This is a genomic window from Candidatus Skiveiella danica (genome assembly GCF_022705245.1).
Classification (GTDB): domain Bacteria; phylum Pseudomonadota; class Gammaproteobacteria; order Burkholderiales; family Burkholderiaceae_C; genus Skiveiella; species Skiveiella danica.
Genome location: NZ_JAKJEW010000163.1, coordinates 1 through 571 on the forward strand (window position 1 = coordinate 1; position 571 = coordinate 571).

1 protein-coding gene is annotated in these 571 nt (G+C 61.1%); it reads left to right on the forward strand.

The features are described from left to right. The coding region (locus ACMUOY_RS20735; protein ID WP_413894594.1) for a type I restriction endonuclease at positions 1-571 on the forward strand (571 nt) is incomplete at both ends.

Here is a 571-nt window from a genome sequence, read left to right on the forward strand (position 1 = left end):
GTAGTCGAGCAGCTGGCCATTGACGCCGATGGGCCGAAGCGCCGCGAGTTTCTGGCTCGGCTGCAGGGGCAGGTCACCGCACGGGGTGTGGTGGATGTCCTGCACAACGGCATCAAGCACGGTCCGGCATCGGTGGACCTATTCTACGGCACCCCGTCTCCAGGTAACATCCAGGCTGCTCAGCGCTACGGCGCCAACGTGTTCAGCGTCACTCGACAACTGCGCTATAGCCGCGATGAGGCTGGACTAGCCCTGGATCTGTGCCTGTTCATCAATGGCCTTCCGGTGGTCACATTTGAGCTCAAGAACCGCCTTACCAAGCAGACCGTTGATGACGCCGTGCTATTCCGTTTCGGGCGCTGCCTCGCGCACTTCGCCGTAGACGATCAGGAGGTTCGGTTCTGCACACATCTCAAGGGGGAGGACTCTTGGTTCCTGCCATTCGACAAAGGATACAACGACGGCGCGGGCAACCCGCCCAACCCTGATGGCATCAAGACCGACTACCTCTGGCGCAGCGCGCTCACTCCCGAAGGGCTCACCGACATCATCGAGAACTACGCGCAGGTAG